Raw genomic sequence first — 25,787 nt, 5'->3', positions numbered from 1 at the left:
GGGTCGATCAGGTCGAGCGGGTCGGGCGGGCAGCGTCGCGTGCCCTCCGCGGGGGGTCAGGCGACGTACCGGTCCTCGACGTCGGCGAGCACGGGCGCGTCCACGCGCAGCAGGAACCAGAGCCAGGCGACGGCGAGGACGACCAGCCCCACCTCCCCCGCGACGGCGACCACGCCGCCGGCGACGACGACGAGCGCGAGCAGGCCGACGGTCGCGCCGGGCCGGCGGGTCAGGTAGTGGAGGGCGAGCCGGGCGACGTCACGCACCCGGAACCGGAACACCGAGGCGAGGGTGAGCGCCTGGAGCGTCCACAGGACGACGGCGAGCGCCACGACGAGCAGCACGACGACGTACGCGACACCGATGCCGGCGGCCTCGCGGTGCACGACGGAGGTCGCGACGACGCCGAGCAGCACCAGGGCGGGCACCACCAGGAGCAGCACGTCGCGGGTGTTGAGCCGCAGGCCGCGGGCGAACGTGCGCGCCGGGGCTGGCTCGTCGACCCGGGCCCGCGCCCGGAGCGTGAACAGCCCGGCGGACAGGAACGGCACGGCCGGGGCGAGGCACAGCGGCAGGACGAGCACGTTCCCGGGCGAGCGGTCGAGCGCGAGCAGCAGCAGGAGCGACGGCACGCAGCCGAGCGCGACGAGCACGCCGACGGTCCCGTACCAGTACACCCGGGCCGCGATCCGGCTGAGGATGCCGTCGCCCGGGTCGCGGGCCTGCTGCGCCGCCATCAGACGCCCTGCGCCGCGCGGGGGCCGACGATGCGCGCGTCGTCCAGCCACGCCGGCGTCTCGTCGCGCACGGGGTCGATCTCGACGAGCGTGACCTCGTGGCGCGCGAGCGTGAGGTCGAGCGTGACGCGACCGTCCACGACGTCGAGCGAGCTCAGGGAGCGGACCGGCTCGGACGCCTCGTGCAGCAGGTCGAGCTGGCGGGCGGTCGGGGAGGCCGGGCGGCCGAGGTGACGCCAGGCGCCGAGGACGTCGCCCTGGTCGGGCGCGACGCGGGAGCGGTGCACGGACGCGCGGTCGGCGCCCGCCAGCGGGACAGACAGGCGCAGCTCGTGCCGCTCCGGCTCCTCGGGGGCGTCGGTGCCGCCCACGGGCTGCCAGGCGAGCACGGTGACGCGGCCGGCGTCGTCGCGGGTGACGAGGTGGTCGGCGCCGCGGTGCAGCACGTCCTGCCCCATCCGCGCCATGAAGGTGTACAGGTGGTAGGCGGGCTTGCGGAGCTGGCGGTGGCCCAGCAGGCCGAACCCGCCGTGCAGCGCCGCCGCGGGCACACCCTCCTCCTCGAAGACGTCGCAGAACGTCCAGTAGGAGAACGAGTCCACGAGGTCGCCGCCGCCGGCCAGCACCGGGGCGAGGGACGCCGCCTGGTACGGGGTGTCGTGCACCGGGTTGTCCGGGCGGTAGCTCGTGGAGAACTCCGTGACGTGCGTCGGCAGGCCCTCCAGCCGCGACCCGGCGAGCAGCTTCGCGGGCATCGCGAACTGGTCGAGCAGCGACTGCGGGTCGCGCAGCGTCTGGTAGGTGCCGAACGGCACGTGCTGCGCGGGGCCGGTGGTGTACGCGTGGAACGACAGGAAGTCGACCGGCACGTCGCGGTCGGTGACGAAGTCCGCGAACGGCGCCCACCACTCGTCGGCCCCCGGGGAGATCGCGGGGCCGCCCACCTGGAGCTCCGCGTCGACCTCCTTCACCGCGGCCGCCGTCACCTCGTACAGGCGGAAGTACGCCTCCTGGGAGGCGTCCTGCCAGAAGTTCACGAGGTTCGGCTCGTTCCAGACCTCGATCGGCCAGCGACGGACCTCGTCCAGGCCGTACCGGTCGATCGCGTGCCGCACCACGGCCTGCACCAGCGCGGCCCACTCGCCGTGGTCGCGCGGCGGGGTCACGTTGCCCTTCCACCAGAACACCGTCTGGTCGCCCGACGCCAGACCGGACGGCATGAAGCCGAGCTCGAGGAACGGGCGGATCCCCCGTTCCAGCCACGAGTCGAGCACCTGGTCGGCGTACGTGAACGAGTAGCGGGTGCCCCGGTGTCCGCCCGCGTCGTAGGGGCGGTGGATGCCGAGGTCGTCCGACAGCAGGCCGTGCCCCCGGACGTACTCGAACCCGATCTCGGACTGCACCAGCGCCAGGGACTCCTGGTAGTCCGCCCGCAGGGCGAGGTTCAGCCGGCCGGTGCCCACGCAGCGGCGCCAGGCGTCCCCCAGGACACCGGTCGGGACGGACGGGACGACGATCGTGGACACGCGAGGCTCCTCGGGACGGGGGAGGGACGGCGGCGCCGCCGCCGGGACGAGGCCCGGCGACGGCGCCGTCAGGTCACTGCTGGCGAGCGAGCGCCGTGTTGTAGGTGTCGACGAGCTGGGTCGAGCCCAGGCCGTCGATCTCCGCCACGTAGGAGTCCCACTCGTCCAGCGAGCGCTGGCCCGTGACGAACGCCGCGGTCGCGGCCATCACGGCGTCCTTGAGCTGGGTGTCGAGCAGGGACACCTGCTCGAGCTCCATCTCGTCCAGGCGGGCGGCCGGGGTCACCGGCAGCACCGTCTTGGCGTCGAGGACGGCACGCGTCCACTCCTTCGTCTCGTCCGACATCACGGACTCCAGGAGCTCCTGCGACGAACCGTTCGCGAGGAGGAACACGCCGTTGCTGTACCCGAAGTCGGTGTTGAGCATCTTCGGGGCGCCCGGGTTGATGGCGTTCCAGCCGATGTCGTCCTTGAGGGTGCGCACGCCGTCGACCGTGTCGTACGTCTCGCCCTCGACGCCCCACTGGGCGAACTCGATGCCCTCGTCCGAGTAGTACTGCCAGTCGACGTACTGCAGGAGCGCCTTGAAGTACGGCTTCTCCGCGGCGTCGGCCGCGATCATCAGACCCGACGACAGGCGGCTCGGCATCAGGTTGCTGCCCGCAGGGCCGGCCGGCAGGGTGAGCATGCGGATCTTGACGTCCTTGCCGGCGTCCTCCAGGGCGGTGCGGTAGGCCGTGATCTCCTGCGTGTTGCCCGAGATCGCCGCCGACTTGCCCGAGATGAACTTCTGCTTCGCCTGGTCGTCGTTCTGCGTGATCTCCGGGTCCATCGCGCCGGACTCGATCATGCCGGCGACCGTGTCGAGGAGCTCGCGGTAGCCCTCGGACGTGCCGTTGAACGTGAACTCGCCCGACGCGGCGTCGTACCAGGTGTTCGAGTAGCCCCAGCCGCCCGACGCGCCGAAGTTCGGCGCCATGTACTGCAGCATCGCGCCCAGCGGCTGCGAGTCGGTCCAGCGGTCCGAGAACGCGTAGTCGACGTCCGGGTTCGCGTCCTTGACCGTCTGCAGGTCCGCCGCGAACTCCTCCCACGTCGCCGGGTCCTCGGTGATGCCGGCCTTGGTCCACATGTCGTCGTTCACGACGACCGAGTACTGCACGTCGGTGACCTCGCGGACACCCGGCAGGATGTAGAACTTGCCGTCCTCCTGGCGGAGGTTGTCCACGTCCTCGGACAGGTCCCAGTCGGCGAGCTTCTGCGAGAAGTTCGGCATGTACTCCAGGTAGTCCGACACGGGCAGCAGCGCACCGCCGGAGACGAACTGCACCTCCTGGCCCGGGTACGTCACCGACATGATGTCGGACGTCTCGCCCGACCCGATGAGCAGCGCCTTCTTCTGGTCCCAGTCCGCCAGCGGCACGTCCGTGCGGGTGAACGTGACGTTCTGGTTCGCCTCGAGCTGCTGGAAGACCGACCAGTCGTCCTGCACCGGGTAGTTCGGGTGGTCGCGGTACAGCAGGGAGAACTCGACCGGCTCGGTCGCCTGGAAGGTCTCGCCCGCGGCGAAGTCCTCCATCGCGCCGACCGACTGCTCCGCGCCGATCGAGACGCCGTCGCCGGTCGCCTCGCCGTCGCCGGACCCGCCCTCGTCGCTGCTGCTGCACGCGGCCAGGCCGAGGGCCAGGGTGCTGATCGACACGGCCGCGACCGCGGTCCGCATTCTCGTGCTCTTCATGATTCTCCTCGTGTGGCGAGCGTCGTCGCTCTGACAGGTGGGACAGGAAGGGAGGCGGGGGTGTGCCCCGTCGGGGAAGGTCGGCTCAGCCCTTGACCGAGCCGAGCATCACCCCGGAGACGAAGTACCTCTGGATGAACGGGTAGAGGCAGATGATCGGCAGGACGGTGAGCAGCATCGTCACCGCCTGGATGTTCGCGCCGATCTGCACGGCCTCCATGCCGGTGGAGCCCGCCGCGGGGCTGGTCGCGGCCGCGATGAGGTTGCGCAGGTAGACCGTGACCGGGAACAGCTCCTTCTGGTCCAGGTACAGGAACGCGTTGAACCACGAGTTCCACAGGCCGACGGCGTAGAACAGCGTCATCGTCGCCAGCACCGCCTTGGACAGCGGCAGCACGATCCGGAAGAAGATCCCGTACGTCGTCAGGCCGTCGATCGCGGCGGCCTCCTCGAGCTCGGCCGGGAAGTTCTCGAAGAACGACTTCATGACGAGCAGGTTGAAGACGCTGATCGCGCCCGGCAGGACGATCGCCCACATCGTGTTGCGCATCCCGAGGATGTCCGCGACGAGGATGTAGTTGGGGATCAGGCCGCCGGAGAAGAACATCGTGAACACGGCGACGCCGATGAAGAAGTTGCGCCCCTTGAGGTGCTGCCGGCTCAGCGCGTACGCGTACGGCGTCGTCAGGGCCATCGAGATCGCCGTGCCCAGCACCGTGTACAGCAGGGTGTTGCCGTAGTTGCGCCAGAACAGCGAGTCGCCGAGCACCACCTGGAACGTGTCCAGGTTGAAGCCGCGCGGCCACAGGTTGACCTCGCCGGCCGCGATGAAGCCCTCCGAGGAGAACGCCTTGGCGACCAGGTTGACGAACGGGTAGAGCGTCACCGCGCAGACGATCAGCAGCAGGACGACGTTGGACCAGCGGAAGGTCCGGTAGCCCGGCGTGTCCTTGATGGTCGTCGTGCTCTGGCGGACCGCCGCCAGGTCGGGGGTGCGGGTCTCGGTCACCACAGGGACGCTCCAACCGTGCGGCGCGACACGTAGTTCGCGGTGAGGACGAGGACCAGCCCGATGACGGCCTCGAACAGGCCGATCGCGGTGCCGTAGGAGAACTGCGCGGACTGGATGCCGACCCGGTACAGGTAGGTCGAGATGACGTCCGCCGTGGAGTAGATGAGCGGGTTCTGCAGGAGCAGGACCTTCTCGAACCCGACCGCCATGAAGGTGCCGATGTTGAGGATGAGCAGCACCATCATGGTCGGGCGGATGCCCGGCAGGGTGATGTGCCAGGTCTGCTGCCAGCGGTTCGCGCCGTCGATGCGGGACGCCTCGTAGAGCTGGTCGTCGATGGTCGTCAGGGCGGCGAGGTAGAGGATCGTGCCCCAGCCGACGGTCTGCCAGACCTCGGAGCTGACGTAGATGGTGCGGAACCACTCGGGCTGCTGCATGAACGCGATCGGGTCGCCGCCGAACAGCGTGACGAGCTGGTTCACCGTGCCGTTGACGGACGTCAGCTGGAGCACGAGGCCCGCGACGATGACGATCGACATGAAGTGCGGCAGGTAGGAGATCGTCTGCACGATCTTCTTGAACCGGCGCGAGCGCAGCTCGTTGAGCAGGAGCGCCAGCACGATCGGCAGCGGGAAGCAGATCGCCAACGTCAGCAGGCCCAGGATCACGGTGTTCCAGAACACCGTCCAGAACTGCTGGTTGTTGATGAACATCTCGAAGTAGTAGAAGCCGACCCACTCGTCGCCCAGCGGGTTGCCGCCCGGCCGGAACCGGCGGAACGCGATGACGTTGCCGATCATCGGCGCGTACTTGAAGACGGCGAAGAACAGCAGCGGCAGTGCGACGAACGTGTACAGCCGCCAGTCCTTGCGCAGCGCCTGCCGCCACGTGAGGCGGTGGCCGCGCGACCGTCGCGGCTCCTTGCCGCCCTGCCTGCTCTCGGCCGGCGGGGCGAGCTCACCGCCCGTGTCCGCCGGCGGGGCCGTCAGCGCCCCGGCACCGTGTGCCATACCTGCTCCCGTCACGTCATCGTGGCGAACGTCGAGGCATCACTGCCACGACTGTTCGAAACTTTCGACAATGAAAACGTTATCGATAGCGGCAGAGTAGGACCGCCGTCACAGGTCGGTCAAGTGAAGCAACCATCACGGTCCGATCACAGGATCTCGGCGTTGACAGGACATCGACGCCGGATTCACCCGCTGATCAGCGCCCTCACCCGGACTGACAACGTTTGCACGAGTTCTCATGCACATCGCAGGGGACTAGAGTCGAACTCGAAACTTGCGACCCGCGCCCCGCGCCGACGCCGGCCCGCGCCGCAGGCCGCCACCGCAGGCCCGGAAAGGACACCCATGACCACCACGGGGACACCACCACCGAGCACCACCGCGCCCACGATCGCGCAGATCGCGCGCGAGGTCGGCGTGTCCGCCCCCACCGTGTCCAAGGTCCTCAACGGCCGCACCGACGTCGCCGACTCCACCCGCACCCGCGTCGAGGACGCCCTCGAACGCGCCGGCTACCGGCGTCGCCGCGCCGCACCCCCCGCCGCGGGCACCGGCCTCATCGACCTCGTCTTCCACCACTTCGGGTCCATCTGGTCCCTCGGCATCATCCGCGGCGTCGAGAAGGCCGCCGCCGCCGCCCGCAGCAGCGTCATCCTGTCCGAGCTCGGCGGCCTCCACCGCCCGCCCCAGACCTGGCTCGACGCCACCCTGCTGCGACCGCCCGTCGGCGTCCTCCTCGTCGCCTCCGGCCTCAGCGCACCCCAACGCCGCCAGCTCGTCAGCCGCGGCATCCCGTTCGTCGTCATCGACACCGACGGCGAACCCCCCGTCGACGTCCCCGTCGTCGGGTCCGACAACTGGAACGGCGGCCTCGTCGCCGCCCGCCACCTCCTCCAGCTCGGCCACCGCCGCATCGCCGTCATCAGCGGCCCCGCCGACATGCTGTGCAGCCGCGCCCGCCTCGACGGGTTCCGCAGCGCCTTCGACGGCTCCGGCGTCACGTTCGACCCGCACCTGCGCCGCACCGGCGACTTCGAGGTCGAGTCCGGATACCGCGCCGGCCGCGACCTCCTCGACCGCCCCGACCGTCCCACCGCCGTGTTCGCCGGCTCCGACATGCAGGCACTCGGCGTCCTGCGCGCCGCCCGCGACCTCGGCCTCCGCGTCCCCGAGGACCTCTCCGTCGTCGGCTACGACGACGTCCCCCTCGCCCAGTGGACCGCCCCCGCCCTCACGACCGTCCGTCAGCCCCTCGAGGAGATGGGCTCCGCGGCCGCCCGCATGCTGTTCGAGCTCGCCGACCAGCAGACCCCCCTGTCCACCAAGCTCAACCTCGGCACGGACCTCATCGTCCGCGAGACCACCGCTCCCCCGCCCCCCTGACGCGCGGCTCCCCGCGACTCAGCGCAGACTCCGGCCACTCAGCGCAGATCCCGCCGAGTCAGCGCAGATTCCCGCGACTCAGCGCAGATCCCGCCGAGTCAGCGCAGCCCAGCACGAGTCAGCCCGGCCCTGCGCGCGCCCTCCGCGCCGAGAACCGCAGGGGGGACGGGTCACTCGAGCACGTGCAGACGCCCGTCCTCGGACATCACGTGCAGCACGAGCAGTCCCCGCAGGTCGGTCTCGGAGACCACGGTCGGACCGCACGGTGCATCGGCGTCGTCGCTGCCGCGGTCGTCGCGCCCACCCTCGTGCGCCCCGTCGTCGCCGGCGTCGTCGTCCCCACAGCACCCGGTCCGACCACGCTCCCGCTCACGCTCCCGTTCTTCCCGCTCACGCTCCCGCTCTTCCCGCTCACGGTCCTCCCGCTCCCGCTGCTCCCGCTCCTCCCGCTCCCGCTGCTCCCGCTGCTCCCGCTCCTCCCGCTCCTCCCGCTCCTCCCGCTCCTCCCGCTCACGCTCCTCCCGCTCCCGCTGCTCCCGCTCCTCCCGCTCACGGTCCGGTCCGCACGGACCGCACGTCCCCGTGCCCGACTCGCGGACGAGGATCGTCAGGTCGTCGAGCGCGTCCCAGCGAGCCTTCACCGTCCGGCGCGCATCGCCCGCGCCGATGGCGACGAGCTGGCGCACCCCGAGCAGCGGTGCCGACGCATTCCGCCCGACGAGCCGCTCGAACACCATCGTGTTCCGTGGTGCGCGCGAGCTCGCGCGGCCCACCGTGCGTGGCTCCTCCGTCTCGGACGGTGGCCGTTCGTCGAGTGCGTGGTCGCGGGACCGGGCGTCGTCGTACCGGATCGCGAGCACGCTGGCCTCGAACGCGAAGGGCGAGCACCGGACCTTGAGGTGGAGCGTCGTGACGTTGTCCGCGCGGTCCCGCACCTCGTAGACCCGCAGCTCGGCGACGTCGGAGCCGAAGGGCGTCCACTCGACGTCGGACCGGCTCGTCGGCGGGACCGGGCTCGCGACCACACCGGAGAGGCCGTCACGACCCTCGACGACGAGGTCGTCGACGACCGGGTCGTAGCTGATCACCACCTCGGGCGCGGTGAGGTCCAGCCTGACCGCGATCTCGTGCCGCGCCTCGGTGTTCTGCGAGTGGTCGACCGAGGAGTATCCGAACTCGTGCACGCCTTCGGTGCCGATCGGCACGGGCGAGGTGTACGTCGTCGGCCCGACGCCGTCGACGTCGTAGACGGTGCGGGCGACGCCCGAGATGTCGTCGGTCGCGGTGAGCGTGACGGTGACGGCGGTCCGGTTCCAGCCGGCGGCGTTGGGCGTCGGCCAGACGCTCGCCGAGGTCACCGGCGGGGTGCTGTCCGGCGGCCTGATGCGCGCCTGGTCCGCGGGCGTCAGCTCCCTCGGGACGGAGGTGACCATCGGCGGCGGGGCGAAGCCGCCGGCGCCGATCGCGCCACCCCGCAGCTTGACGTTGAGCCAGTCGTTGCACGGCTGCAGGTCGGTCCGCGTGCCGTCGCCGTTGACGTCGAAGGGCACCGCGGTCTTGTTCGCGGCGCCGTCGGCGTCCCAGTCGACGGGCCCGGCGGCGTTGGCGACGTTGACGAACGCGCCCGGTGCCCCGCCCGCGCCCGGGACCCACCTGGCTGTCGCGTAGCCGACCGCGCCGGGTCCGAGCCCGACGGTCTCGTTGAGCGCAGCCTCCTTGAGCAGGGCGAGCGCCACCCGCGAGTAGTCGACCACGAACGCGCCACCGCGGCTGACCCCGGAGAACTGCCAGAGGTAGTTCATGACGCTCGGGTAGTTCGGCTTGTTGTTCACGGCGTCCGTGCCGCCGTGGTCGAGCCCGAGGTTGTGGCCGAGCTCGTGCATGAAGGTGCCGGCCGTCTGCCGGTCGGTGACGCCCACGAACGTGCCGAGGCTGACGACGAAGTCGGACCCGCGTAGCCGGCCGACGCCGCTGTTGCCGGAGGAGGCCAGCTGGTGCGCCGCGACGGCGTACCGGAAGATCGGCGCGCGGCCGGACTGCACGACGCCGCCGGTGCGGTTCTTGAGCTTGTCGAACTCGGTCCAGTCGTAGGTGACGAGCCTGTTGGCGGCGTCGACGGTCCCGGTGCCGAGCTGGGTGACCTCGCCGACGGACGCCGCTCGGCTGAGTCCGCCCCAGGTCGCCCCGGTCCCGAAGTTCATGATGCTGCTCGGGCCGGCGTCGACGTGCAGGTTGATGCCGACCGCGCCGTTGCGGGCGATGTACGGCGCCGCCGCGAAGGCGTCGACGACGAGCTTGATCGCCGCGTCGGTGGGCCGGTGCGTGTGGGTGCCGTCCTCCATCCAGTCGAGGTGGACGAACAGGTCGGGCTTGCCGACGGTGGCGCCCATCGCGGGCAGGTCGACGTACTGCGGGCCGACGCCGCCGCCGGGGTCGATCGTGGCCCCGGCGGTCTTCCAGGCGTCGGGGATGCCGTCACCGGTCGTCGAGGCGTCGGCCACGACCCAGTGCGCGGTGGAGTCGTTGCCCCGGCCGTCACCGAGCCGGACCACGCTCACGACGGCGGGGCCGTCCTGGTCGTAGTTGTTGCTGCCCGCGAAGGGGTTGTCCCAGTGGAACCGCACGAGGCCCGTCGATCCCGGGACGTCGAGGCGGTACCAGACGGTGCCTTCCGTGCCTGTCGCGACGCCGCTCGACTCCGCCACCCCTTGGCCGGTGGTGCCGGGCTCGATGCGCGGCGGCGGCGCGGTGCCCCAGATGCCGTGCTGGATGCTGTCGTGGTCGCTCACCAGGGCGACGTCGAGGTCGTTCTGGATCTTGAGGGTCACACTGCGCGCAGCCATGGGTCGCTCCTCGGACGAGCGGGCCGGAGGGGCCTGCTGCCTGAGAGGGAGCGTCGGCCCGCGCGGAAGATACCGGCAGGGCGCGTCCGGTCAGGGTGCGGGAGGCGCGCTCGTGGTCGGGTGCCGGGTGTCGGTCCCGGCACCCGACCTGCGCGCGGCGAGCCGCGGCGGCTCAGCGCTGGACGCGCGCGCTGCCCCCGCCGGCGAGCTTGGCGACCTCGGCGAGGTTCGCCGTCGTCGTGTCGCCGGGGGTGGTCATGGCGAGGGCGCCGTGCGCGGCCCCGTACTCGACGGCCTCCTGCAGCGACCCGAGCTCCATGAGGCCGTACGCGAGGCCGGAGGCGAACGAGTCGCCGCCGCCGACGCGGTCGTAGATCTCCAGGTCGGGGCGGTGGGTGGCCTCGACGAACCCTTCGGCGCGGGACCAGGCGATGGCGCCCCAGTCGTTGACGGTGGCGGTCTTGACGCCGCGCAGGGTGGTGGCGATGACCTGGAAGTTCGGGTACGCCTCGGACGCGGTCCTGATCATGGCGCGGAAGGCGCCGGTGTCGAGGTCGGTGAGGGACTCGTCGACGCCCTCGACCTCGAAGCCGAGGGAGGCGGTGAAGTCCTCCTCGTTGCCGATCATGACGTCGACGTGGTGGGCGAGGCGCTGGTTGACCTCGCGGGCGCGCTCGATGCCCCCGATGCCCTTCCACAGGGAGGGGCGGAAGTTGAGGTCGTAGGACACGATCGTGCCGTGGCGGCGGGCGGCGGACATCGCGGCCTCGGCGACGTCGGCGGCGGACTCGGACAGGGCGGCGAAGATGCCGCCGGTGTGGAGCCAGCGCACGCCGGAGCCGAACAGGGCGTCCCAGTCGACGTCGTCGGGCTTCATCTGGGAGATCGCGGTGTTGCCGCGGTCGCTGACGCCGACGGCGCCGCGGACGCCGAACCCGCGCTCGGTGAAGTTGAGGCCGTTGCGCACGGTGCGGCCGATGCCGTCGTACGGGTGCCACTGGATCCAGGAGGTGTCGAGGCCGCCGGTGAGGATGAAGTCCTCGACGAGGCGGCCGACCTCGTTGTCGGCGAGGGCGGTGACGACGGCGCCGCGCAGCCCGAAGGCGCGGCGGAGACCGCGGGCGACGTTGTACTCGCCGCCGCCCTCCCAGACGTCGAAGCTGCGGGTGGTGCGGACGCGCCGGTCGCCGGGGTCGAGGCGGAGCATGACCTCGCCGAGGGCGACGACGTCGTAGCGGCAGTCGGCGGCGGGGCGGGTGGTGACGGAGGGGTTGGCCACGGTTCAGGACTCCTGGTTCTTGACGAGGGCGACGGCTTCGGCGCTGCGGCGGGTGATCTCGGTCCAGTCGCCGGCGTCGACGAGGGACTTGTCGACCATCCAGGAGCCGCCGACGGCGAGGACGGGCCGAAGGCCGAGGTAGTCGGCGAGGTTGGCGGCGCTGACGCCGCCGGTGGGGACGAACCGCAGGCCGGGGAAGGGTGCGGCGAACGCCTTGAGGGCGGCGGGGCCGCCGACGACGGAGGCGGGGAAGAGCTTGACGGTGTGGAGGCCGAGGTCGAGCGCGGCCATGATCTCGGTGGGGGTGGCGACGCCGGGCAGGACGGGGACGCCGTGCTCCTGGGCGCGCTGGACGACCTTCGCCGAGAGGCCGGGCGACACGATGTAGCGGGCGCCGGCGGCGGCGACGGCGTCGACCTGGTCGGCGGTGGTGACGGTGCCGGCGCCGACGACGACGTCGGGGCGTTCGGCGGCGACGGCGCGGATGGCGTCGAGCCCGCCGGCCGTGCGCAGCGTGATCTCGGCGACGGGGAGGCCGCCGGCGATCAGCGCGTCGGCGAGGGCGAGGCCCTGCTTGGCACCGTCGACGACGACGACGGGCACGATGCGGTGCCGGCCGAGGGTCTCCAGGACGGCGGCGTCGGGGGCTGACATATCGTCTCCGTTTCGCTATGGTGAACGTCTGTTGTTCACTGCGAAATCACCTTACCGGAAGGTACCCATGGGACCCAGCCCGCTCGGCAGCGTCGACAAAGCGCTCCTCACCCTCGACGCCCTCGGTCGCGCCGGCGCCGCCGGGATCCCCCTCGCCGAGCTGTCCGCCGAGGTCGGCGCCAACAAGTCCACGCTGCACCGCACGCTCGCCGCACTCCGGCACCGCGGCTACGCCGAGCAGTGCGACGACGGCGCCTACCGGCTCGGCCCGGCGATCCTCGCGCTGAGCAGCACGTTCCTCGCCGAGGAGAACCTGCCCGACCTGCTGCGCCCCGCCCTGGACGCCCTGTGCGAGGACGTCGACGAGCTGGTGCACCTCGGCGTGCTCGCCGGGCAGGAGGTCGTCTACCTCGACAAGGTCGAGCCGCAGCGCGCCGTGCGGGTCTGGTCCGCCGTCGGCCGCCGACGCCCCGCCGCCACGACCGCCCTCGGCCGCGCGCTGCTCGCCGCCGGCCCCCTGCGGGACACCGACGACGACGCCGTGCTGGCGCCCTACCTCACCCCCTCGACGACACCTGACCGGCTGCGCGAGGCCGTCCGCGAGGCTCGCGGCACGGGTGTCGCGAGCGAGACGGAGGAGAACGAGCGGGGCATCGCCTGCGCCGCCGTCGCGGTGCTGCGCGCCGGCCGACCCGTCGCGGCGGTCTCGATCACGGCCCCGGTGGAGCGGATGACGGGGCGGGCGCGCGCCGAGCGGCTCGCCGCCCTGACCCGCACCCTGCCCGACCACCTCCCCGCGGGCCTCACCGTCCCGGCGCCGGTCGCCACCCGCTGACGCCGTCCGGCGCCGCGCGCCGCCGTCGGGCAGCATGGCGTCCATGACCCGCAACCCCCTCGACATCCTCTTCGTCGGCGGCTCCGGCGTGATCAGCGCCGCGTCCGTCACCCGCGCCGTCGCGCAGGGCCACCGCGTCACGGTGCTCAACCGCGGCCGGTCGACCACGCGCCCGCTGCCCGGCGACGTCGAGCAGCTCACCGCGGACGCGAGCGACCACGACGCCGTGGACGCCGCCCTGGCGGGGCGCGACTTCGACGTCGTCGCGCAGTTCCGGGCGTTCTCGCCGGAGCACGTCGCGCGCGACGTCGACCGGTTCACGGGCCGCACCGGCCAGTACGTTTTCGTCTCGTCGGCCTCCGCCTACCAGACGCCCCCGGCCCGGCTGCCCGTGACGGAGGCCACGCCCCTGCGCAACCCGTTCTGGCAGTACTCGCGCGACAAGATCGCGGGCGAGGACGTCCTGGTGCGCGCCCACCGCGAGGACGCGTTCCCCGCGACGGTCGTGCGCCCGAGCCACACCTACGACCGCACGCTGCTGCCCACCACGGGAGGCTGGACCGACGTCGCCCGGATGCGGGCGGGGCGGCCCGTCGTCGTGCACGGGGACGGCACCAGCCTGTGGACGCTCACGCACACCGAGGACTTCGCGGTCGGGTTCGTCGGGCTGCTGGGTCACCCCCTCGCCATCGGTGACGCGTTCCAGGTCATGGGCACCCACGCGCCCACCTGGGACCAGGTCTACACGTGGCTGGGCGAGGCGGCGGGCGTCCCCGACCCGGAGATCGTGCACGTCGCGTCCGAGACGATCGCCCGCGTGCTGCCCGACGTCGGCGACGGCCTGCTCGGCGACAAGGCGCACTCCATGGTGTTCGACTGCTCCCACCTGACGGCGCTCGTGCCGGAGTTCCGCCCGACCGTCACCTACGACGTCGGCGCGCAGGAGCAGATCGCCTGGTTCGACGCGCACCCGGAGGCGCAGCAGGTCGACACCGCCCTCGACGCGGCGTTCGACCGGCTCGTCGAGCACGCCCGCTCGCTGCCCGCCGCGCCGTGATCCGTAGGGTGGCACCGTGACCTCACCTCTCGTGCTCCTCGACCTCGACGGCACCCTCATGGACTCGGCACCCGGCATCACGTCCTCCGCCGCGCACGCCTACCGGACCCTCGGGCTCGACGTGCCCGACGCCGCGACGCTGCGCACGTTCGTCGGCCCGCCCATCACCGACTCCTTCCCGGCGCACGGCGTCCCGCCGGAGCGTGTCGGCGAGGCCGTCACGGCCTACCGGTCGGTGTACGCCGACGGCGGGATGTACGACGCGACCGTGTTCGCCGGGATCCCGGAGGCGCTGGCCGCGCTGCGCGAGGCCGGGTGCACCCTCGCCGTCGCGACGTCCAAGCCCGAGGTGTACGCCCAGCCCGTCTGCGCGAAGTTCGGGCTGGGCGACCTCGTCGACGCCGTCTTCGGGGCACCGCTGGACGAGTCGACGTCGACGAAGGCGGACGTCATCGAGCGGGCGCTGGCCACGCTCGACCTGCCCCGCCCCGGTACGCCGGGCGCGGGGCCGGTGCTCATGGTCGGGGACCGCGAGCACGACGTCCACGGCGCGGCCGTGCACGCCGTAGGCTGCCTCGGCGTCTCGTGGGGGTACGCCGTCGACGGCGAGCTGGAGCGCGCCGGCGCCCTCGCCGTCGTCGAGGACGTGGCGGACCTCGCCGCGACCGTGCTCGAGCTCCTGGGGCGCTGAGCCGCCGGCTCAGGCCGCCCCGGCGGTCTCGTCGCGCCGGAACGTGCGCCGGTACGCGGACGGCGAGGTGCGCAGGACCTGCCCGAAGTGGTGGCGGAACGTCGCCGGGCTGGCGAAGCCGACGGCCGCACCGACCTCCTCGACCGGCAGGTCCGTGCCCTCGAGCAGCGGCAGGCTCGCCTGCACCCGCTGCCCCACCACCCAGCGCACCGGCGACGTGCCCGTGCGCTCGGTGAACCGGCGCAGGAACGTGCGCTCCGACATCAGGGCCGTGCGGGCCATCGCCGCGACCGTCACCGGGGCCGCGACGTCCCGCAGGACCGCCGCCATCGCCAGGGACACGCCGTCGGTCCCGGCCGCGTCCGGCACGGGCGCGTCGACGAACTGCGCCTGGCCGCCGTCCCGGTGCGGCGGCACCACGAGCCTCCGCGCGACCGTGTTCGCCACGACCGACCCGTGGTCGGAGCGCACCAGGTGCAGGCACAGGTCGATCCCCGCGGCGCTGCCCGCGCTGGTCAGGACGTCCCCGTGGTCGACCCACAGCACGTCCGGGTCCAGCTCGACGGCGGGGAACCGGCGGCGGAACTCGTCCGCGTACCGCCAGTGGGTCGTCGCCCGGCGACCGTCGAGCAGGCCCGCGGCCGCCAGGGTGAACGCCCCCGAGCAGATGGACACCACGCGGGCGCCACGCTCGGCGGCCCGGCGGACCGCGTCGACGACGCGCGGCTCGGGCCCGGTACGGACGTCCACCGTGGCGGGCACGATGACGGTGTCCGCCCGCGTGAGGACGTCCAGGCCGTGCGCCACCGTCACCGAGAGTCCGCCGACCATCGCCACCGGACGGTCCGGGTCCGGCGTGCACACGTCGAGCGCGTACCAGGGGCCCGACACCTCCGGTCGGGGCAGGCCGAACACCTCGACGACGGCGCCGGTCTCGAACGGCGCCATGCCCGGCGTGACCAGCACGGCGACCCGGTGCGGGCGGCCCGGTGCCGGCAGCGGGCGCGGGGCGGGGTCGGGCTGGCGCATGGCGGGATCTTAGCGGTCGTCGGCGTCCACGCCACTTCTCCTGCCCGGCGGGCTGATCGACGATCGACGCATGGAGATCACGACCTCTCACCTCGGCTTCGCCCCCGACCTCGACCCCGCGACCGTCGCGGCGCACTTCGCGGCGCGCCTCGCCGTCGAGACCGACGTCTCCGACGTCCACGCCGCCGTCGCGGCCGGCGAGGCGTTCACCCTCGTCGACGTGCGCTCGGCGGAGGCCTGGGACGCCGGTCACCTCCCCGGCGCCGTGCACCTGCCCGGCGGCAAGGTGCGGCTGCGGGCCGCCGGGCTGATCGACCCCGACCTGCCCGTCGTCACCTACTGCTGGGGTCCGGGCTGCAACGGCGCCACCCGCGGAGCGCTCGCCTTCGCCACCCTCGGCTACCGCGTCAAGGAGATGCTGGGCGGCTACGAGTACTGGGTGCGGGAGGGGTTCACCGTCGAGACGGGCGACGGGACCCTCCGGCACCCCGTCGTGGACCCGCTGACGAACGTCCGCTGACCGTCGGCGACGGTCCCGCGCCGAGTCGCGGGAACCTGCGCTGAGTCGCGGGCATCTGCGCTGACTCGCGCCGTCGAGCGCTGAGTCGCGGGAACCTGCGCTGAGTCGCGGGAACCTGCGCCGACTCGCGGAGGCGGCGGGCACGGCGAAGGCCCCGGACCCTTGTGAGGAGGGTCCGGGGCCTTCGAGCTCCGGAGGTGGTCCGGACCGTCAGCCGACGGTCGGGGTCACTCCGCGCCGGCCTGCATCTGACCGGTCGGCGGGAGGTCCTTCACGGACACGCCCGTCGGGGCGTCGAGCGCCGAGGCGGCGCCGACCGAGACCGGGCCGCGCTCGTGCTCGGCCTTGTCGACCCCGCGGAACGTGAACTCCCCGAGGATGCCCTCGCCCTCGCCGTCGACCAGCACGAGCTGGCCCGGACGCAGGTCGCCGAACAGGATCTTCTCGGACAGGGTGTCCTCGATCTCCCGCTGGATGGCCCGCTTCAGCGGACGCGCACCGAGGACCGGGTCGTAGCCCTTCTCGGCGAGCAGGTTCTTCGCGGCCTGGGTGAGCTCGATGCCCATGTCCTTGTCGCGCAGACGCTTGTCCAGCTTCGCGATCTCCAGGTCGACGATCTGGATGATCTCGTCCTGGGAGAGCTGCGGGAACACGACGGTGTCGTCGACACGGTTGAGGAACTCGGGCCGGAAGTGCTGCTTGAGCTCCTCGTTGACCTTCGCCTTCATCCGCTCGTAGGACGTCACCAGGTCGCCGCCGGCGTTGAAGCCGGTCTGGACGCCCTTGGCGATGTCCCGCGTGCCGAGGTTCGTCGTCATGATGATGACGGTGTTCTTGAAGTCGACCACGCGACCCTGGGAGTCGGTGAGACGGCCGTCCTCGAGCACCTGCAGCAGCGAGTTGAAGATGTCGGCGTGCGCCTTCTCCACCTCGTCGAACAGGACGACGGAGAACGGACGACGACGCACCTTCTCGGTGAGCTGGCCACCCTCGTCGTACCCGACGTAGCCGGGGGGCGAGCCGAACAGCCGCGAGACCGTGTGCTTCTCCGAGAACTCGGACATGTCGAGCTGGATGAGCGCGTCCTCGTCACCGAACAGGAACTCGGCGAGCGCCTTGGCGAGCTCGGTCTTCCCGACGCCGGTGGGGCCGGCGAAGATGAACGAGCCGCCGGGACGCTTCGGGTCCTTGAGGCCGGCACGGGTGCGACGGATCGCCTGGGAGAGCGCCTTGATCGCGATGTCCTGCCCGACGACGCGCTTGTGCAGCTCGTCCTCCATGTGCAGGAGCTTGCTCGACTCCTCCTCGGTGAGCTTGATGACCGGGATGCCTGTCGACATCGCCAGCACCTCGGCGATGAGCTCGTCGTCCACCTCCGCGACCGTGTCGAGGTCGCCCGACTTCCAGGCCTTCTCCTTGTCGGCGCGCTGCTGCGTGAGCCGCTTCTCGGTGTCACGCAGGCCGGCGGCCTTCTCGAAGTCCTGCTCGTCGATCGCCGACTCCTTCTCGCGGCGTGCCTCGGCGATCTCCTCGTCGAGCTCCTTGAGCTCCGGCGGGGCGGTCATGCGACGGATGCGCAGGCGCGCGCCCGCCTCGTCGATGAGGTCGATCGCCTTGTCCGGGAGGTACCGGTCGTTGATGTACCGGTCGGCGAGCTGCGCGGCGGAGACCAGCGCGGAGTCCGTGATGGACACGCGGTGGTGCGCCTCGTAGCGGTCGCGCAGGCCCTTGAGGATCTCGATGGCGTGCTCGAGGGACGGCTCGTTGACCTGGATCGGCTGGAAGCGACGCTCCAGGGCCGGGTCCTTCTCGACGTGCTTGCGGTACTCGTCGAGCGTGGTCGCACCGATGGTCTGGAGCTCGCCGCGGGCCAGCATCGGCTTGAGGATGCTGGCGGCGTCGATCGCTCCTTCAGCGGCACCCGCCCCGACGAGGGTGTGGATCTCGTCGATGAACAGGATGATGTCGCCGCGGGTGCGGATCTCCTTGAGGACCTTCTTCAGGCGCTCCTCGAAGTCACCGCGGTAGCGCGACCCGGCCACCAGCGCGCCGAGGTCGAGCGTGTACAGCTGCTTGTCCTTCAGCGTCTCGGGGACGTCGCCGCGGACGATGTCCTGGGCGAGACCCTCGACGACCGCCGTCTTGCCGACGCCGGGCTCGCCGATCAGCACCGGGTTGTTCTTGGTGCGGCGCGACAGGACCTGCATGACGCGCTCGATCTCCTGCGTGCGCCCGATCACCGGGTCCAGCTTGCCCTCGCGGGCGGCCTGGGTGAGGTTGCGCCCGAACTGGTCGAGCACGGCCGAGCCGGACGGCTGGCCCTCGGCCGGGCCGCCGGCCGCGACCGGCTCCTTGCCCTGGTAGCCGGACAGCAGCTGGATGACCTGCTGGCGCACCTTGTTGAGGTCGGCGCCCATCTTGGTGAGCACCTGCGCCGCGACACCCTCGCCCTCGCGGATGAGGCCGAGCAGGATGTGCTCGGTGCCGATGTAGTTGTGGCCGAGCTGCAGCGCCTCGCGCAGCGACAGCTCCAGCACCTTCTTGGCACGCGGCGTGAACGGGATGTGCCCGCTGGGGGCCTGCTGGCCCTCGCCGATGATCTCGGTGACCTGCGCGCGCACGCCGTCGAGCGAGATGCCCAGCGACTCCAGCGCCTTCGCGGCCACGCCCTCACCCTCGTGGATGAGGCCGAGCAGGATGTGCTCCGTGCCGATGTAGTTGTGGTTGAGCATCCTCGCCTCTTCCTGAGCGAGGACGACCACCCGACGGGCTCGGTCCGTAAATCTCTCGAACATGTGCTGCTCCCTCACGAGCGGCTTTTCCTGCACCCCGTCGGAGATGACGGCGACAGCCTGACCGCTACGACTCTATGCGGTGCGAACCCGCCCGACCCCCTCGGAATGCCCTTGTTCGCCAGGGGCGTGACGGCGTGCCCCGTTGCCGAGCGAGACGATGGAAGGGCAAGGTCTGTGCAAGAGGTCACGCTCACCGGGAGGTCCGCCATGGACGACGTCGGACGGGACGCAGGGCACGACGACACCGGACGCGAGGGGGACGCCGCCGCGTCGACACCGACGGACGCCGAACGGCACGGGCTGCCGTCCGTGGGTCCGCACGACGTCGTGGACGAACGGATGGCGCAGTTCTCGGGCGTCGTGGGCGAGGTCGACGACCCGCTCACCTGGGGCCTGGACCTGGAGGACGAGGCCCTCACGGGCGACGAGCACCGCGTCGACCCGACGTCGGACCGGTTCGTGCGGTCGTACCGCACGTTCGCGGGCGAGGCGTTCGAGGTCGAGACGCTGCGCTCGGAGGTGACCGACGACCTCGTCGAGGACGTCGTGCGGGCCGCGTGCAGCGGGGCGCTGGCCGCACCCCTGCACGCCGACATCGCCGCCCCCGTGGAGGCCGACGGCGACCCCGCGGTGCCGGACTTCGCGGACGGGTTCGCCGACTACCGCTCCGCCATGCGGGCGATCGTCGCGGAGGTCGACGCGGTGCCGCTGGAGACCGGCGAGCTGCGCGTGGACGGTCAGCCGCGCCCCGCGACGCGGGTGGAGGTGCGCGACGTCGTGGCGGTGCACGTGACGGCGCGCGGGCGGGCGATCGTCGTCACGGGGCCGGGCGACCTGGTCGACCGCGTCGACATCGTCACGCGTCCGATCCGCTCGCTGCTGCACCCGCCACCGCCGCGCTGACTCGCGGGAGCCTGCGCTGACTCGCGCTGCTGTGCGCTGACCCGCAGGACGCTGCGCTGGCTCGCGTCAGCCGGCGAGGCGGTCGCGGACGGCGCCGGTCACCTCGGGCGCGAGGGTGCGGGCGAACGTCGCGGTGAGATGACCGTGGTCGAAGTAGGCCACGAGACCGCCGACGACGGCGTGGCAGAGGTCCGGGTCGCACATGAGGTCCTCGACGCTCGTGACGGACACCAGCCCGGTGGTGTCCGCGGCGGCCGCGGCGGCCAGCGGGTCGGGCTCGAGCGCGACGGCGGGCGGGGCGCCGCACCGGTCGAGGTCGTCGGGGTGGAGCGCCACGCAGTCGGGCACGTCCGCGGGCATCGCCGGGGTGTCGCGCAGCACGAGCACGGGGATCCCGGCGTCCGTGAAGGCCGCGAGCGTCTCGGCGTAGGCGGCCTGCGCGGCGGCCTCCTGCTCGTCCTCGGGCATGTCGGCCAGCGGCTGGTTCGTCCGGTCGGACAGCACGACGAGGTCGTAGCCGCCCGTGACGACCTGGTCGACGGCCCACCGGTTGGTGTCGCGGCAGCTCTCCGCGACGCCGGTGCCCTCGATGTCGAGCAGGTCGTCGACGGTGTAGCAGACCGACTGGAGGTAGGTGGTGAGCCGCCACCCCTCGGTGTCGAGGGCGTCGGTGAGGGCGGGCACCCAGTGCCCGGCGTGGGAGTTCCCGACGAGCGCGATCCGCGTGGTCGCGTCGGCGGGCCCGTAGGTGCAGGTGTTCCGGGTGGTGAACGGGGTGTTGTTCCAGCAGCCGTCGGCGTAGACGACGGGCCGGTCCTCGGCGGCGACGAGCGGCGGGGTGACGAAGGCGGGCCGCGGGCAGGACGGGTCGCGCTCGACCGTGGCGCCGAGGCAGTCACCGGCCTCCTCGACGGCGACGGCGAACGCGGCGGCGGCCTCCCGCTGGGCGGTCTCCGTGCGCTGCGCGACGACCGTCCCGGCGCCGGCGACGACGCCGACGCACACGGCGAGCAGCACGAACGTGGCGGCACGACGGCGCACCAGGAGGGGGTGGTGCCGCAGGCGTTCCTCGACCCAGGTGCGGGACAGCGCGGCGAGCCCGAGGGTGGCGGCCAGCACGCCGACCATGACGAGCGGGCCGTCGGTGTCGAGGGCGACGGGCACGATGACGACGAGGGGCCAGTGCCACAGGTAGACGGAGTAGGAGGCGTCGCCCAGCCACTGCACGGGCCGGCGTCCGAGCAGGCGCCCGGGTCCGCCGCGCAGCGGGTCGGCGGCCGCGGCGACGACGAGCGCGGTGCCGACGGTCGGCAGCAGGGCTGCGGTGCCGGGGAACGGGGTGTCGGCGTCGAACGTGAGGCAGGCGACGACGATCATCGCGAGCCCGGCCCACGCGGCGACGGGCCGCAGGACCCGCGCGGCCGGACCGTCCGGGACCTCGGGCCGGCCGGCGGTGGTGCGCAGCGCCAGCAGCGCGGCGAGGAGACCACCGAGGCCGAGCTCCCAGAACCGGGTGGTGGACACGAAGTAGGCGGCGGCGGGCTCGGCGGCCGTGAGCTGGACGGAGCGGGCGAGGGACGCGACCACGACCACGCCCGTGACCAGGGCCGCGGTGCGGGCGGCGGTCCGCCGCGCGTCCTGGTCCGGCACGTCCCCGGAGGCGCTCGCCGGGCCGGCCGCCCGCCGGGCCCGGGACCGCCGCACGCGCAGGGCGGTCCAGGTGGCGGCGCCCAGGAGCACGGGCCACAGCAGGTAGAACTGCTCCTCGATGGACAGCGACCAGTAGTGCTGGACGGGCGAGTGCGCCTGGTCGGCCGCGAGGTAGTCGGCCTCGGACCGGGCGAGGTGCCAGTTCTCGACGTAGAGGGCGGAGGCGGCGACCTCGCGCGCCGTCCCGGCGAGCACGGTGGACGGCAGCCAGACGACGGCCGCGACGAGGGTCAGGGCGAGCACGAGGGTCGCGGCGGGGATGAGGCGCCGCACGCGCCGCGCCCAGAAGTCGGCCAGCGCCCGGGGCGAGCCGACGGGCCGGCGCACGAGGTGGCTGGTGATGAGGAACCCGGACAGCACGAAGAACACGTCGACGCCGACGTACCCGCCGGTCAGGACGCCCGGCCACAGGTGGAACACGACCACGGCCGCGACCGCGAGGGCGCGCAGTCCCTGGATGTCGGCGCGGTTCCCGCCGCCGCCGACCGCGGCGCGCGGGGCGCCGGCGTCGGGGCGCGCGGCGGTCACGGGGGTGGTGCGGGACATGCGCGACACCCTAGGCGACGGCGCCGGTGCGGGCCCGTCCGTCCGACCTGCCGGGCCCGGCGGGCGGACCTATCCTGCGGACATGGACGGCATCGTGGTCGGGGTCAACGGTTCGGCGGAGGCGGACGAGGCGCTGGACTGGGCGCTGACGGAGGCCGCGTCCCGCGGGGTCGGGCTGACGGTGGTCCAGGCGGCGCCGGAGCGCGACGCCGCGGACCTGGAGCCGGTGCGGGCGGAGCGGCTCGCCGGGACCCGGGAGATCGTCGACCGGGCGGCCGCCCGGCACGGCGTCGACGTGGACGTGGACGTGGTGTGCCTGCCGGGTCCGGCGCCGGAGGCCCTGCTGACCGCGGCGCACGGGGCCGTCATGCTGGTGCTGGGTCGGCGTCGCCGCGGCCGGGTCGGGCGCCGGGTGCTGGGCAGCGTGTCGACCACGGTGGCGGAGAACGCCGACGTGCCGGTCACGGTGGTGCGACGCCTGGACGACGGCCCGACGCCCGAGCTCGTGGACGGGGCCGAGCCGCGGGTGGTCGTCGGCGTGGACACGTCGGTGCCGTCGGTGGCGGCGCTGCGGCACGGCGCGGAGGTGGCGGAGCGGATCGGCGCGGTGCTGGAGCCCGTGTTCGCGTGGCAGATCACGACCCTCGCCCCGCTGCCGGGGTCGTGGGGCTGGGCGCCCCCGATCGACGACTACGAGAGGTTCGCCCGGGACTGCCTGGACGCGGCGGTCCGGGACGCGGGCGTGTCGCTGCCCGCCGAGCGGGTGCGCCCCCAGGTGCTGCACGGCCAGGCCGCGAAGATGCTCGTGGAAGCAGCCACGGGTGCCGACCGGCTGGTGGTCGGCACCCGTGGGCTGGGTGGGTTCGACAGGCTGGTGCTGGGTTCGACCAGCCGTCAGGTGCTGGACTTCGCGCCCTGCCCCGTCACCGTGCTCAGGCGGTGACCGCCCGCTCGGCGGACACGGCGCCCGGGTCCGGCCGGCCGCGGTCGCTGCGCATGAGGAACATGGCGGCGGCGGTGACGGCGACGACGACGACCGCCATCACGACGTACGACGCGGAGAAGCCGATGGCGTCGTAGGACAGGCCGAACACCCACGAGAAGATGAAGACGCCGGCGGCCTTGGCCATGTTGAACCCGACCATGTAGGCCGTGGCGGAGATCCGCACGTCGAACATGCGGGTGATGTACTTCATCACGGAGATGAGCATGAGCGGCATCTCGATGGCGGCGAGCAGGCGCCACAGGATGAGCGCCCAGGTGTGCACGACGAAGGCCGAGCCGATGACGCGCACGATCAGCACCATCGCGAAGAGGATCAGGCCCCACTTGGCGCCGATCCTGTTGATGAGGAACGGCATGGCGACCATGACGGCGGCCTCGAGCAGGATCTGGACGAACACGACGCGGGAGAACAGCACCTGCGGGTCGGCGACGCCGGTGGCGTGCTGCGCGAAGTAGATCGCGAACTGCTGGTCGAACACGTCGTAGAGCGCGGCGGTGCCGAACATGAGGATCATGAAGCCGACGAACGAGCGGTTGCGCAGCAGGGCCTTGACGGCGCCGGAGTCGGCCCGGGGGGCCGTGTCGGAGGAGTCGGCGCTGATGGCGGTGTAGCCGGGGTCGCCCGGCTTGGGGGTGCGGACGACGAACAGCAGGACGCCGAGCAGGATCGCGGAGAACGTGCCGGCCCACCAGATGTTGTTCGGGTCGGACGCCCAGACGAAGCCGCCCACGAGCGAGGCGGTGGCACCGGCGAGCGAGCCGAAGAGGCGCACGTGGCCGTACTCGAAGCCGTTGGCGCGGGACGTGCGCTCGTTGAACGCCTCGACGACGCCGACGCCCGCGTTGAGCACGAGCGAGAGGTAGATGCCCGCGACGACGGCGCCGACGACCTCGTTGAACGACACGATCGGCAGGAACACGAACGCGAAGAACGGGCCGACGAAGGCGGCGCAGACCACGACGAAGGCGAGGAGGTTCTTGCGGAACCCGAGCCGGTCCTGGATGTACCCGTAGAAGGGCTGGAGGCAGAACGCCACGAGCGCGATGACGGAGAACACGAGCCCGATGTTGCCGCTGCTCATGCCGGCCTCCTCGGCCAGCCACGGGCTGAGGAACGTCATCGCCAGCTGCCAGATGGCGAAGTAGAAGAAGAACAGGCCTCCGACGTTCCAGAACACGGGGTTGCGCAGGGACGCGCGCGCTCCGGTGGTGGGACGGCCCTCGACCTCGACGGCGGTGTGGTGGTGGTCGGTCATCGACGCTCCTCGGGTGACTGCACCGGGACGTCGGTCGGCCCGGCACACCTACACGGTAAACGATAGAAATTGGGTGCGGCCTGGCCGCGGGGCGCCGCCGTCACCGTGACCAGCGGCGACGCCCACCGTGAGGAAGGTCACCGCTGCGCGGCGAGGACCTCCGGTTCGGCGGCCTGCTCGGCCACGGACAGCACGGCCGTCCCGTCCGGCGTCAGCACGTCGGTCGAGGTCGGCACCGGGCGACCGAGCGGCGCCGGCGTGCCCCACACGGGGTTGCCGTCGGCGTCGAAGGGCAGCACCTGCGCGCAGGCGTGACGGTTCGGGTCCCACAGCGGGTCCCCGACGATCTCGGTGTACGTGCGGGCGTGGTACACCAGCACGGTCTCGCCCTCGGGCGACTCGGTGAACGAGTTGTGGCCCGGCCCGTACTGGTGCACCGACGGGTCGGAGACGAACACGGGGTCCGGGCTCTTGGTCCACGACGCCGGGTCGAGGAGGTCGGCGGAGGCGTCCGCGGCCAGGACGCCCATCGCGTAGTCGACGCCGGTCGCCGCACCCGAGTAGGTGAGGAGCACCCGGCCGTCGCGCACCAGGACGGACGGGCCCTCGTTGACCCAGAAGCCCTTGACCTCCCAGTCGAACTCTGGGCGCGTCAGCTCGACGGCGGGGCCGGCCAGCGTCCACGGGTCGGCCATCGGGGCGATGTAGAGGTTCGAGTGGCCGCGGACCTCGAAGTCCTGCTGGGCCCACACGAGGTACTGGGTGCCGTCGAGCACGAACGTCGTGGCGTCCAGCGCGAACGACTCCCAGCCGGTGTCGACCTGGCCGCGCTCGACCCACTCCCCCGTCATCGGGTCGGCGTCGGTGCACTCGAGCACGAACACGCGGTGGTTGAAGGTCTCGGGCGTGCCGGGCAGGTCGGCGGTGCCGTGGTCGTTCGGGGCGGCGGCGAAGTAGACGTACCAGGCGTCGCCGACGCGGTGGATCTCGGGCGCCCAGATGAGGTGCGACTGCGGACCCGTGGCGTGCCGGGTCCAGATCGTCACCTCGGGCGCGGCCTGAAGGTCCTCGAGCCGGGCTGCCCGGCGCAGGACGACCCGGTCGTAGGCCGGGTAGGAGCCCGTGAAGTAGTACTGCCCGTCATGACGCAGCACGTGCGGGTCCGCGCGCTGGAGCACGATCGGGTTGACGTCGACCTGGTCCTTCATGGCAGTTCCTTCAGGGTTGTACAACGATGTATTACGGCTACGTTAACGCA

General features: G+C 72.4%; 20 protein-coding genes. 7 read left to right on the top strand and 13 right to left on the bottom strand.

Annotated elements, in window-relative coordinates:
* Positions 1–56: 56 nt before the first annotated feature.
* The 5 genes from ATJ88_RS03095 to ATJ88_RS03075 all read right to left on the bottom strand — a co-directional run bounded on the left by ATJ88_RS03095 (position 57) and on the right by ATJ88_RS03075 (position 6,023).
* Positions 57–737 (bottom strand): glycosyltransferase, encoded by a 681-nt coding sequence (locus tag ATJ88_RS03095; protein WP_098462565.1) that lies wholly within the window; start codon positions 735–737, stop codon positions 57–59.
* Positions 737–2,263: a GH39 family glycosyl hydrolase gene (locus ATJ88_RS03090; protein WP_098462564.1), complete on the bottom strand. Its 1,527-nt coding sequence runs from the start codon at positions 2,261–2,263 to the stop codon at positions 737–739. Before ATJ88_RS03090 ends, ATJ88_RS03095 begins: the two co-directional genes overlap by 1 nt.
* A 73-nt stretch (positions 2,264–2,336) precedes the next feature.
* Positions 2,337–4,001: an ABC transporter substrate-binding protein gene (locus ATJ88_RS03085; RefSeq protein WP_098462563.1), complete on the bottom strand. Its 1,665-nt coding sequence runs from the start codon at positions 3,999–4,001 to the stop codon at positions 2,337–2,339.
* Between the two features lie 85 nt (positions 4,002–4,086).
* Entirely contained in the window at positions 4,087–5,013 is a 927-nt protein-coding gene (locus ATJ88_RS03080) for a carbohydrate ABC transporter permease (RefSeq protein ID WP_098462562.1), read from the bottom strand.
* On the bottom strand, positions 5,007–6,023 hold the full coding sequence (locus tag ATJ88_RS03075) for an ABC transporter permease (protein WP_098462561.1): 1,017 nt from the start codon (positions 6,021–6,023) through the stop codon (positions 5,007–5,009). The genes ATJ88_RS03080 and ATJ88_RS03075 overlap by 7 nt, the downstream gene beginning before the upstream one ends.
* Positions 6,024–6,368: 345 nt before the next feature.
* On the opposite strand from ATJ88_RS03075, the gene ATJ88_RS03070 reads away from it, so the two are divergent.
* The gene (locus tag ATJ88_RS03070; RefSeq protein ID WP_098462560.1) at positions 6,369–7,406 is read left to right on the top strand and encodes a LacI family DNA-binding transcriptional regulator; all 1,038 of its coding nucleotides are present in this window, start codon (positions 6,369–6,371) and stop codon (positions 7,404–7,406) included.
* 170 nt (positions 7,407–7,576) lie between these two features.
* Here the strand turns inward: ATJ88_RS03070 and ATJ88_RS18275 are convergent, their stop codons facing one another.
* The 3 genes from ATJ88_RS18275 to eda form a co-directional block, all read right to left on the bottom strand.
* Positions 7,577–10,249, bottom strand: a complete 2,673-nt coding sequence (locus ATJ88_RS18275) for an OmpL47-type beta-barrel domain-containing protein (RefSeq protein ID WP_170023503.1) — start codon at positions 10,247–10,249, stop codon at positions 7,577–7,579.
* A 172-nt stretch (positions 10,250–10,421) separates the two neighbouring features.
* Positions 10,422–11,528 (bottom strand): sugar kinase, encoded by a 1,107-nt coding sequence (locus ATJ88_RS03060; RefSeq protein ID WP_098462558.1) that lies wholly within the window; start codon positions 11,526–11,528, stop codon positions 10,422–10,424.
* A 3-nt stretch (positions 11,529–11,531) separates the two neighbouring features.
* Positions 11,532–12,182 carry a bifunctional 4-hydroxy-2-oxoglutarate aldolase/2-dehydro-3-deoxy-phosphogluconate aldolase gene (gene eda, locus ATJ88_RS03055; RefSeq protein ID WP_098462557.1) on the bottom strand — a complete coding sequence of 217 codons (651 nt, stop codon included), beginning with the start codon at positions 12,180–12,182 and terminating at the stop codon, positions 11,532–11,534.
* Positions 12,183–12,249: 67 nt separating this feature from the next.
* Here eda and ATJ88_RS03050 point away from each other — a divergent pair, with 67 nt between their 5' ends.
* From ATJ88_RS03050 to ATJ88_RS03040, 3 genes are read left to right on the top strand one after another with little or no spacing between them, the layout of a single operon-like run.
* Positions 12,250–13,017, top strand: a complete 768-nt coding sequence (locus ATJ88_RS03050) for an IclR family transcriptional regulator (protein WP_098462556.1) — start codon at positions 12,250–12,252, stop codon at positions 13,015–13,017.
* Between the two features lie 43 nt (positions 13,018–13,060).
* On the top strand, positions 13,061–14,074 hold the full coding sequence (locus ATJ88_RS03045) for an NAD-dependent epimerase/dehydratase family protein (RefSeq protein ID WP_425432651.1): 1,014 nt from the start codon (positions 13,061–13,063) through the stop codon (positions 14,072–14,074).
* 16 nt (positions 14,075–14,090) lie between these two features.
* Positions 14,091–14,765 carry an HAD hydrolase-like protein gene (locus tag ATJ88_RS03040; protein WP_098462554.1) on the top strand — a complete coding sequence of 225 codons (675 nt, stop codon included), beginning with the start codon at positions 14,091–14,093 and terminating at the stop codon, positions 14,763–14,765.
* A 9-nt stretch (positions 14,766–14,774) separates the two neighbouring features.
* On the opposite strand, the gene ATJ88_RS03035 is transcribed toward ATJ88_RS03040, so the two are convergent.
* Entirely contained in the window at positions 14,775–15,794 is a 1,020-nt protein-coding gene (locus tag ATJ88_RS03035; RefSeq protein ID WP_098462553.1) for a helix-turn-helix domain-containing protein, read from the bottom strand.
* A gap of 70 nt (positions 15,795–15,864) precedes the next feature.
* Between ATJ88_RS03035 and ATJ88_RS03030 the strand changes: the two genes are divergently transcribed.
* Positions 15,865–16,314, top strand: a complete 450-nt coding sequence (locus ATJ88_RS03030; RefSeq protein WP_098462552.1) for a rhodanese-like domain-containing protein — start codon at positions 15,865–15,867, stop codon at positions 16,312–16,314.
* A 227-nt stretch (positions 16,315–16,541) separates the two neighbouring features.
* Here ATJ88_RS03030 and ATJ88_RS03025 read toward each other — a convergent pair whose 3' ends face one another.
* Positions 16,542–19,109, bottom strand: a complete 2,568-nt coding sequence (locus tag ATJ88_RS03025) for an ATP-dependent Clp protease ATP-binding subunit (RefSeq protein WP_098462551.1) — start codon at positions 19,107–19,109, stop codon at positions 16,542–16,544.
* Between the two features lie 207 nt (positions 19,110–19,316).
* Here ATJ88_RS03025 and ATJ88_RS03020 point away from each other — a divergent pair, with 207 nt between their 5' ends.
* Positions 19,317–20,012, top strand: coding sequence for a hypothetical protein (locus ATJ88_RS03020; RefSeq protein WP_098462550.1), 696 nt, complete (start codon positions 19,317–19,319; stop codon positions 20,010–20,012).
* 66 nt (positions 20,013–20,078) lie between these two features.
* Here the strand turns inward: ATJ88_RS03020 and ATJ88_RS03015 are convergent, their stop codons facing one another.
* Positions 20,079–22,268, bottom strand: coding sequence for an acyltransferase family protein (locus ATJ88_RS03015; protein ID WP_098462549.1), 2,190 nt, complete (start codon positions 22,266–22,268; stop codon positions 20,079–20,081).
* An 82-nt stretch (positions 22,269–22,350) separates the two neighbouring features.
* Here ATJ88_RS03015 and ATJ88_RS03010 point away from each other — a divergent pair, with 82 nt between their 5' ends.
* The gene (locus ATJ88_RS03010) at positions 22,351–23,211 is read left to right on the top strand and encodes a universal stress protein (RefSeq protein WP_098462548.1); all 861 of its coding nucleotides are present in this window, start codon (positions 22,351–22,353) and stop codon (positions 23,209–23,211) included.
* Here ATJ88_RS03010 and ATJ88_RS03005 read toward each other — a convergent pair.
* Entirely contained in the window at positions 23,201–24,529 is a 1,329-nt protein-coding gene (locus ATJ88_RS03005) for an oligosaccharide MFS transporter (protein ID WP_170023501.1), read from the bottom strand. The two genes, ATJ88_RS03010 and ATJ88_RS03005, sit on opposite strands and share 11 nt — an antisense overlap.
* Positions 24,530–24,666: 137 nt before the next feature.
* Complete coding sequence (locus ATJ88_RS03000; RefSeq protein ID WP_098462547.1) at positions 24,667–25,737, bottom strand: glycoside hydrolase family 43 protein; 1,071 nt, start codon at positions 25,735–25,737, stop codon at positions 24,667–24,669.
* Positions 25,738–25,787: the final 50 nt, after the last annotated feature.

Source organism: Isoptericola jiangsuensis (genome assembly GCF_002563715.1).
Classification (GTDB): domain Bacteria; phylum Actinomycetota; class Actinomycetes; order Actinomycetales; family Cellulomonadaceae; genus Isoptericola; species Isoptericola jiangsuensis.
Note: the sequence above shows the minus strand (reverse complement) of the source record. Positions and strands in the feature narration are given on the sequence as shown.

Excerpts from the sequence above, each read along its gene's own strand:
- ATJ88_RS03095 (WP_098462565.1), bottom strand. The coding sequence starts at position 737 with ATGGCGGCGCAGCAGGCCCGCGACCCGGGCGACGGCATCCTCAGCCGG.
- ATJ88_RS03085 (WP_098462563.1), bottom strand. The coding sequence starts at position 4,001 with ATGAAGAGCACGAGAATGCGGACCGCGGTCGCGGCCGTGTCGATCAGC.
- ATJ88_RS03075 (WP_098462561.1), bottom strand. The coding sequence starts at position 6,023 with ATGGCACACGGTGCCGGGGCGCTGACGGCCCCGCCGGCGGACACGGGC.
- ATJ88_RS03070 (WP_098462560.1), top strand. The coding sequence starts at position 6,369 with ATGACCACCACGGGGACACCACCACCGAGCACCACCGCGCCCACGATC.
- ATJ88_RS18275 (WP_170023503.1), bottom strand. The coding sequence starts at position 10,249 with ATGGCTGCGCGCAGTGTGACCCTCAAGATCCAGAACGACCTCGACGTC.
- eda (WP_098462557.1), bottom strand. The coding sequence starts at position 12,182 with ATGTCAGCCCCCGACGCCGCCGTCCTGGAGACCCTCGGCCGGCACCGC.
- ATJ88_RS03050 (WP_098462556.1), top strand. The coding sequence starts at position 12,250 with ATGGGACCCAGCCCGCTCGGCAGCGTCGACAAAGCGCTCCTCACCCTC.
- ATJ88_RS03045 (WP_425432651.1), top strand. The coding sequence starts at position 13,061 with ATGACCCGCAACCCCCTCGACATCCTCTTCGTCGGCGGCTCCGGCGTG.
- ATJ88_RS03035 (WP_098462553.1), bottom strand. The coding sequence starts at position 15,794 with ATGCGCCAGCCCGACCCCGCCCCGCGCCCGCTGCCGGCACCGGGCCGC.
- ATJ88_RS03030 (WP_098462552.1), top strand. The coding sequence starts at position 15,865 with ATGGAGATCACGACCTCTCACCTCGGCTTCGCCCCCGACCTCGACCCC.
- ATJ88_RS03025 (WP_098462551.1), bottom strand. The coding sequence starts at position 19,109 with ATGTTCGAGAGATTTACGGACCGAGCCCGTCGGGTGGTCGTCCTCGCT.
- ATJ88_RS03020 (WP_098462550.1), top strand. The coding sequence starts at position 19,317 with ATGGACGACGTCGGACGGGACGCAGGGCACGACGACACCGGACGCGAG.
- ATJ88_RS03015 (WP_098462549.1), bottom strand. The coding sequence starts at position 22,268 with ATGTCCCGCACCACCCCCGTGACCGCCGCGCGCCCCGACGCCGGCGCC.
- ATJ88_RS03010 (WP_098462548.1), top strand. The coding sequence starts at position 22,351 with ATGGACGGCATCGTGGTCGGGGTCAACGGTTCGGCGGAGGCGGACGAG.
- ATJ88_RS03005 (WP_170023501.1), bottom strand. The coding sequence starts at position 24,529 with ATGACCGACCACCACCACACCGCCGTCGAGGTCGAGGGCCGTCCCACC.
- ATJ88_RS03000 (WP_098462547.1), bottom strand. The coding sequence starts at position 25,737 with ATGAAGGACCAGGTCGACGTCAACCCGATCGTGCTCCAGCGCGCGGAC.